We start from the raw sequence: 7,031 nt of genomic DNA, 5'->3' as shown, positions 1-7,031 counted from the left end.
GGCGATGGGCCGATCGAGGCCGAGCTCCTCCCGCGTCCGCTGCAGGAGCTCCGGCGTCGCGCCGTCGCCCAGGATGATGGCGGCCGGGTCGCCCGGCGTCAAGGCCAGGATGAAGAAGACGATGAACGTGACGCCAATCAGCACGGGGATCATCATCAGGAGCCTACGTAGGATATAGCGCAGCATCAGCTATCAGCCTCACCTTGCAAGAAATAGTGAAGTTTTCAAAAAGTGCTCTCCCATTATATCACTTCACAAAGAAGCTCTGTCACCGCAGGTGAGAAAAGACGTGAAACGGACCCGGGCGCCCCTGGCCCCTACTGCCAGGCCGTATTGAAGTCCCCCTCCAGCATACGCCGATAGGCGGTCACGAGGCGCGCGAACATTCGTTCGTAGGGCGCGCGGGACTCCGCGCTCAGGCCGATGGACCAGATGCGGCCGGACGCGATGTTGTAGGGGATCAGGCGGTTGAGGGGCAGGCTGGCCGCCGCGGGATAGCCCTTGCCGGCGATGACCTCCTCCGCCATTTGAGCGAGGCGCGTGGCGTCATACCCCACCTTGATCAGCGGCAGTTGGCTCCTGTCCTTGCCGCACTCCCGCGCAACGGAGTAGAGCACGCCCAGGTTGGAGAGCGAGAAGAGGTCCGGCCGCACGGGGACCAGCGCGATATCGGAAAAGTTCAGGGCGACCCTGGAGATCGACCCCAGCGACGGCGGGCAGTCCAGGACGATCCAGTCCTCCGGGGCCCCGGCGTCCTCGGGGGCAAGGGCCCCCTTCACCCTCAGGCTCTCCTTGAAGTAGCCCCGGATGAAGGAGAGGGCGTCCGTGAAGTTGCGCTGGGGGTCCAGGTCCACGGCCAGGACCCTGTTCCGCTTCATGAGCGCCATCTGGGTCAGGATGAGGGACAGCGTGGTCTTCCCAACGCCCCCCTTATGGTTGATGACCGCCACCGCAAATTTCTCCAAGTCCGCGTTCCTCCGTTCGTTCCCAAACTGTCGGCCCAAAGCAGGGCCTCCATAGCTTAACATAACCTTCTCCGCACACAAAAACAAGCTTGTGCAGCCCGCCACAGGCTGCCTGAGCCCAAGCTCTGTTTTTATTTAACGCGCCTTACAGGCAGCGCTATAAGCGTATGCTATAATGAAATCCGCTCGCAGGGAAGTCCGATCGGGTTCAAATCCCCATCGTCTGCGGGCGCGAGGAGGGCCGCAAGACGGGCGGCCCATTGTCTTATCGCGGTCGTTCACAGGGTGTTCACAATGATTTACGAAGGGGAGATTCAAGTTGAGACGATGGTTTGCAGCGTTGCTTGCGTTGGCGTTGACCTGGGCCCCGCGCCCCGCGGCGCTCGCGGCGGAAAAGGTGATCGTCAATTACGGCGTTGAAACGGAGCTCACGACGATGGACGCTCAGATCGTGTCGGACGGGACGTCCTACACGATCATCGAGAACACCATGGAGGGCCTGACGCAGTTCGACAAGGACAGCAACGTCATCCCCGCCATTGCGGAGTCCTGGGACGTCAGCCCCGACGGCCTCTCCTACACCTTCCACATCCGGGAGGACGCAAAGTGGTCCAACGGCGAGCCCGTCAGGGCGCAGGACTTCGTCTTTGCGTGGCGGCGCCTCGCGGACCCCAGGACGGGGAGCGAGACGCAGTTCCTCATGGCGGACACGTCGGGCATCAAGAACGCCGAGGCCATCGCCTACAGGGGGGCGGACCCGGAGACGCTCGGCGTGAAGGCCCTGGACGACCGGACCCTTGCGGTCGAGCTGGACCACCCCGTGCCCTTTTTCCTCTCGCTCCTCCTGTTCCCCTCCTTCTACCCGGCCAACGAGGCCTTCTTCAAGGCCCAGGGCGACCGGTACGGTCAGGGCGTGGAGAACGTCCTCGCCAACGGCGCGTTCCAGCTGACCTACTGGGATCAGGGCGGCTCCCTCTCCACCGTGGAGCGCAACCCCTACTACTACGCCAGGGATGAGGTCAAGGTGGACGGCGTCTCCTTCGTGGTGATCAAGGACGCGCAGAGCGCCCTCCTGGCCTACCAGAACGGAGACGTAGACAAGATCGCGCTCACCGGCGAGCTGGTGGAGCAGTTCAAGGACGACCCCGAGTGCCGCATCATCGACGGCAGCTTTTTGTGGTACGTGCTGTGCAACCACAAGAACAAGTTTCTCGCCAACCCGGATTTCCGCCTGGCCCTGGCCATGGGCTTCGACAAGCAGGAGCTGTGCAGCGGTGTGTTGAAGGACGGCTCCCACCCGGCCGACTACTTCGTCCCCTCCATGCTCGCCACCGGCCCGGACGGCAAGGACTTCCGCGACGGCGCGCCGACCTACCTGCACTACGACAAGGACAAGGCGCTGGAGCACTGGAACGCCGCCAAGAAGGCCCTGGGCTTCGAGAGCGTGTCGCTGTCGCTCCTCGTCGAGGACACGGAATCCGCCATCGGCGTGGCGACGTACCTTCAGGACGCGCTTCAGAAGAACCTGCCCGGTCTTACGATCAACCTCGAGAGCATGGCCAAGAAGGCGCGCCTGCAGAGGGAGCGGGACCGGGAGTACGAGCTGTCCCTCACCCGCTGGGGCCCCGATTATGCGGACCCGATGACCTACCTGGACCAGTTCGTGAGCAACAAGACGAAGATCGGCTGGACCAACGCGCACTACGACGAGATGATCAAGGAGGCCAGCTCGGGCAAGACGGCCCTCGACCCGGCGGCGCGCTGGCAACTCATGAAGGACATCGAGGCCGAGCTTCTGAAGGAGGCGGCGGTCCTCCCCGTGTACCAAAAGAACAGCGCCCTGCTGCAGAAGGCCTACCTCACGGGCATCGAGGAGCACGCCAGCATCGGCAACCTCTTCAAGCACGCGACGAAGGCCGTCAATCCATAAAGGCCTCCGTTGCCGAAGACAGGGAGGCCGTCGGACGCCGTCCGCCGGCCTTCGTCTTTTTCGGGGATGAGATCATGAAAACATACATTGTCAAACGGGTGTTGACCGCCGCGGCCACGCTCTTCGCCATCGTTCTGGCGCTCTTTCTCATGCTGGAGCTGATGCCGGGCTCGCCCTTCAACGACGAAAAGCTGAGTCCGGAACAGGTGGCGGTCCTCAGGGAAAAGTACGGGCTGGACGGCCCGGTGCTGATTCGCTTCGCCCGATACGTCGGGCGGATGATGACCGGCGACCTGGGCGTCTCCTACAACATCCAGAAGAACGTCCCGGTGACCGAGATGATCCGGGCGCGCCTGCCCATCTCCATCCGCATCGGCCTTCAGGCCGTGTTCGTGGGGGCCGTCCTTGGCCTGCTGCTGGGGGTGCTGGCCGCGCTGCGCCACAACTCCATCGCGGACACGTTCAGCACCGTCGTCTCCGTGCTGGGCGTGAGCGTCCCCTCCTTCGTGTTCGCCTTCGTCCTGCTCTACTACCTCGGCTTCAAGGCGGGGTGGTTCCCCACCCTGTACAAGGTCAACCGCCCCGCCGCCTCCACCGTCCTGCCCACGCTGGCCCTCAGCATGTTCACCCTGGCCCAGATCGCCCGCTTCGCCCGGTCGGAGATGCTGGAGGCTCTGGGGAGCGAATACATGCTCTTCGCCCAAAGCAAGGGCCTCTCTCCGTTCCGAACGAACTTCGTCCACGCCCTGCGAAACGTCCTCATTCCCATCATCACGGTGCTCGCGCCCCTCATCGTCAACCTCATGACGGGCAGTATGGTGGTGGAGAAGATATTTTCCATTCCGGGCGTCGGCAGCCTTCTGGTGACAGCGATACAGTCCAACGACTACAACGTCGTCATCAGCCTGACCTTCGTCTACTGCGTGCTGTACATCGGGCTGATGCTGGTGGTAGACCTGCTCTACGGCGTCATCGACCCCAGGATTCGGCTTGCGGGAGGGAAGCGCCATGACTGAACCCATCATCGAACCGGGACACGAGTTTGAGCGCATCGACGTCACCGGCGCCGCCCATATCGACAGGGACTGCGCCAGTCAGCCGTTCTGGCGGGACGTCCTGTCCCGCTTCGCCAGGAACCGCGGCGCGGTCTTCGGGGCCGTGACGATCCTCGTCATCGCCGTCCTCGCCGCCTTCGGCCCCGGCATGAACGAACACGCCTACAACGACGTCAACATCCTCCACCAGAACCTGGCCCCCCGCATCCCCGTCATCGAGAGGCTGGGGGTCTTCGACGGAGGCGAGAGGCGCGTCAACCGATACAGGCAAAAAGGGCTGGACGACGTCTACTACTGGTTCGGAACGGACACCTTCGGCCGCGATCAGTGGACGCGAACCTGGATGGGGACGCGCATCTCCCTCTACATCGCCTTCGTCGCGGTGCTCATCGACATGCTGATCGGCATGAGCTACGGGCTGACCTCCGGCTACTTCGGCGGGGCGACGGACATGATCATGCAGCGCGTCCTCGAGGTCGTCAACGGCATCCCCACGCTCATCATCGTGACGCTCCTGATGCTCGTCATGCCGCCCGGGCTGAACTCCATCATCCTGGCCCTGCTCATCACGGGATGGGTCGGCATGAGCCGCGTCGCGCGGGCGCAGATGCTCAAGCTTCGGGAGCAGGAGTTCGTCCTCGCGTCCCGCACGCTGGGCGCAGGGCACTTCGCCATCATCTTTCGGGACGTCCTGCCCAACATCTTCGGGCAGCTCGTCACCATGTCCATGTTCTCCATCCCCAACGCCATCTTCTCCGAGGCGTTCCTGTCCTTCGTGGGGCTTGGGGTCCCCGCGCCGATGGCGTCGCTGGGGTCCCTGATCAACGACGGTTACAAGTCCTTTCTGATGCACCCCCACATGCTGGTGTTCCCGGCCATGGTACTGGCGCTCCTGATGCTGAGCTTCAACCTGCTGGCCGACGGCCTGCGCGACGCCTTCGACCCAAGGATGCAGGAGGTGTGATCATGGAGAATCGGGAACGCCCTTCGATGCTTCGCATTCGCGGCCTGCACATCAGCTTCCGCACGACGGCGGGGCGCGTGAACGCGATTCGCGGCGTGGACCTCGACCTGCGCCGCGGAGAGACGCTGGCCATCGTCGGGGAGTCCGGCTCCGGAAAGTCGGTCACCATGAAGGCCGTCATGGGCATCCTGAGCAGCAACGGCAAGTTGGAGAGCGGGACGATCGACTTCACGCCTCCCGACGGAGGCGTCTGGCACATCATGGACATGTCCCAGGCCGAAATCCGCCGGGAGCTGGCGGGGAAACGAATCGCCATGGTCTTTCAGGACCCCATGACGTCGCTCGACCCGACGATGTCCATCGGGGCACAGCTCACGGAGGGGATGCGCCACCACTTCGGCACGCCGCGGCGCGAGGCGGAGGAAAGGGCGGCGGCGCTCCTGCGCCGGGTGGGGATCGCGGAGGCGGAAGCCTACATGAAGAGCTACCCGCACCAGCTCTCCGGCGGGATGAGGCAGAGGGTCGTCATCGCCATCGCCCTCTCCTGCAGCCCGGACGTCCTCATCTGCGACGAGCCGACGACGGCGCTGGACGTCACGATCCAGGCGAAGATCCTGGAGATGATCCAGGACGTCCAGCGCGAGCGTGGCCTGTCCGTGATCTACATCACCCACGACCTGGGCGTCGTCGCCAAGATCGCGGACTGCGTCGATGTGATGTACGCCGGAAAGATCGTCGAGAGCGGGACCGTGAACGACATCTTCTACGACCCGCGCCACCCCTACACCTGGGGCCTGCTCTCCTCCATTCCGGATCCCGACGGCCGGGACCGAAAGCTGTTCGCCATCCCCGGCTCCCCGCCCAACCTGCTCCACCCCATTCGAGGCGACGCCTTTGCCCCGCGCAACCCCTACGCCCTCGGCATGGACTTTCTGGAGGAGCCGCCGGTGTTCCAGGTCAGCTCCACCCACAGCGCCGCGACATGGCTCCTGGACCCACGGGCCCCCAGGGTGGAGATGCCGGAGGAACTGCGCCGCCGCATTAAGGCCATGCAGCGGGAAAACGAGGCGGAGGTGAGGGCATGAGCGCGCTCCTGGAGGTAGAAGACCTGCGTCAGCACTTCAGGGTGTCGCGTCATTTCGTCGTGCGGGCGGTGGACGGCGTGAGCTTCCACATCGACCGGGGAGAGACCTTCGGCCTGGTGGGCGAGTCCGGATCGGGCAAATCCACCATCGGGAGGACCATCATCCGCCTCTATGCGCCGACCTCAGGGCGCGTCGTCCTGGATGGAACGGACATATCGGGCCGCCTCTCCGCGGCAGCGCTCAGGCGCCTGCGCACGCAGGTGCAGATGATCTTTCAGGACCCCATGGCGTGTCTGAACCCGCGCAAAAAGGTCATCAACATCGTGGCCGAGGGGCTGGACATCCATCGCCTCTACGGCAGCTCAAGGGAGCGCCGGGAGAAGGTGTACGACGCCCTGGAGACGGTGGGATTGTCCGCCGAGCACGCCAACCGCTACCCCCACCAATTTTCAGGAGGCCAACGCCAGCGCATCGGCATCGCCCGCGCGCTGGTGATGGAGCCCTCCCTCATCATCGCCGACGAGCCCATCACAGCCCTCGACGTGTCGATCCAGGCGCAGGTGGTGAACCTTCTGAAGGAGGTACAGCAGCGAACCGGCGTCTCCTACCTCTTTATCGCACACGACCTGTCCATGGTGAAGTACATCTCGAACCGGATCGGGGTGATGCACCAGGGGCGCCTCCTGGAGACGGGGACTCCGACGGAGATATTCTCTCGCCCCATCCACCCCTACACGCGCTCGCTCCTGTCGGCGATCCCTCTGCCGAACCCCGTCAAGGAGAAGAAGCGTCACGCCGTGGACTACGACCGCAGAGCCGAGGGAATCGAGTACGCTCAGGGCACGCTCCACGACGCCGGCGGCGCGCACCGCGTGCTGGCCACCGACGCGGAATTTGAGCGCTGGCGCGCCCTTTCCCCCAACGCATCGTAACCGCACCTTGCAGACAAAGGGGCCGCGCTGCAGGCGCCGCCGGCCGCCCTCCCCCGGCCCTTCACATTCACTGCGCGCTATACGCTATACTATATAATAC

Annotated in this window: 6 protein-coding genes and 1 pseudogene; 5 read left to right on the top strand and 2 right to left on the bottom strand. The window is 64.1% G+C overall.

The genetic code is table 11. The features are described 5' to 3' along the window. Positions 1-186, bottom strand: a pseudogene (locus SY1_RS02820) (ABC transporter permease); the annotation flags it as partial. A 131-nt stretch (positions 187-317) separates the two neighbouring features. Then, positions 318-965: a ParA family protein gene (locus SY1_RS02815; protein WP_208872645.1), complete on the bottom strand. Its 648-nt coding sequence runs from the start codon at positions 963-965 to the stop codon at positions 318-320. 319 nt (positions 966-1,284) lie between these two features. On the opposite strand from SY1_RS02815, the gene SY1_RS02810 reads away from it, so the two are divergent. The 5 genes from SY1_RS02810 (at position 1,285) to SY1_RS02790 (ending at position 6,931) form a co-directional block, all read left to right on the top strand. After that, positions 1,285-2,895: a peptide ABC transporter substrate-binding protein gene (locus SY1_RS02810; RefSeq protein ID WP_208872644.1), complete on the top strand. Its 1,611-nt coding sequence runs from the start codon at positions 1,285-1,287 to the stop codon at positions 2,893-2,895. A gap of 74 nt (positions 2,896-2,969) precedes the next feature. Then, a complete protein-coding gene (locus SY1_RS02805) occupies positions 2,970-3,911 on the top strand; it encodes an ABC transporter permease (RefSeq protein WP_015556115.1) in 942 nt (313 codons plus the stop codon). After that, positions 3,904-4,914 (top strand): oligopeptide ABC transporter permease, encoded by a 1,011-nt coding sequence (gene opp3C, locus SY1_RS02800; RefSeq protein WP_015556114.1) that lies wholly within the window; start codon positions 3,904-3,906, stop codon positions 4,912-4,914. The genes SY1_RS02805 and opp3C overlap by 8 nt, the downstream gene beginning before the upstream one ends. Before the next feature lie 2 nt (positions 4,915-4,916). Next, positions 4,917-5,999, top strand: coding sequence for an ABC transporter ATP-binding protein (locus SY1_RS02795; protein ID WP_208872643.1), 1,083 nt, complete (start codon positions 4,917-4,919; stop codon positions 5,997-5,999). Continuing rightward, positions 5,996-6,931: an ABC transporter ATP-binding protein gene (locus SY1_RS02790; protein ID WP_015556113.1), complete on the top strand. Its 936-nt coding sequence runs from the start codon at positions 5,996-5,998 to the stop codon at positions 6,929-6,931. Before SY1_RS02795 ends, SY1_RS02790 begins: the two co-directional genes overlap by 4 nt. Positions 6,932-7,031 lie beyond the last annotated feature (100 nt).

Source organism: Fretibacterium fastidiosum (genome assembly GCF_000210715.1).
In the GTDB taxonomy this organism is placed as follows: Bacteria; Synergistota; Synergistia; order Synergistales; family Aminobacteriaceae; genus Fretibacterium; species Fretibacterium fastidiosum.
Note: the sequence above shows the minus strand (reverse complement) of the source record. Positions and strands in the feature narration are given on the sequence as shown.

What these genes read in the sequence shown, in the direction of transcription:
- SY1_RS02805 (WP_015556115.1), top strand. Translation starts at nt 2,970, where the DNA reads ATGAAAACATACATTGTCAAACGGGTGTTGACCGCCGCGGCCACGCTC.
- opp3C (WP_015556114.1), top strand. Translation starts at nt 3,904, where the DNA reads ATGACTGAACCCATCATCGAACCGGGACACGAGTTTGAGCGCATCGAC.
- SY1_RS02795 (WP_208872643.1), top strand. Translation starts at nt 4,917, where the DNA reads ATGGAGAATCGGGAACGCCCTTCGATGCTTCGCATTCGCGGCCTGCAC.
- SY1_RS02790 (WP_015556113.1), top strand. Translation starts at nt 5,996, where the DNA reads ATGAGCGCGCTCCTGGAGGTAGAAGACCTGCGTCAGCACTTCAGGGTG.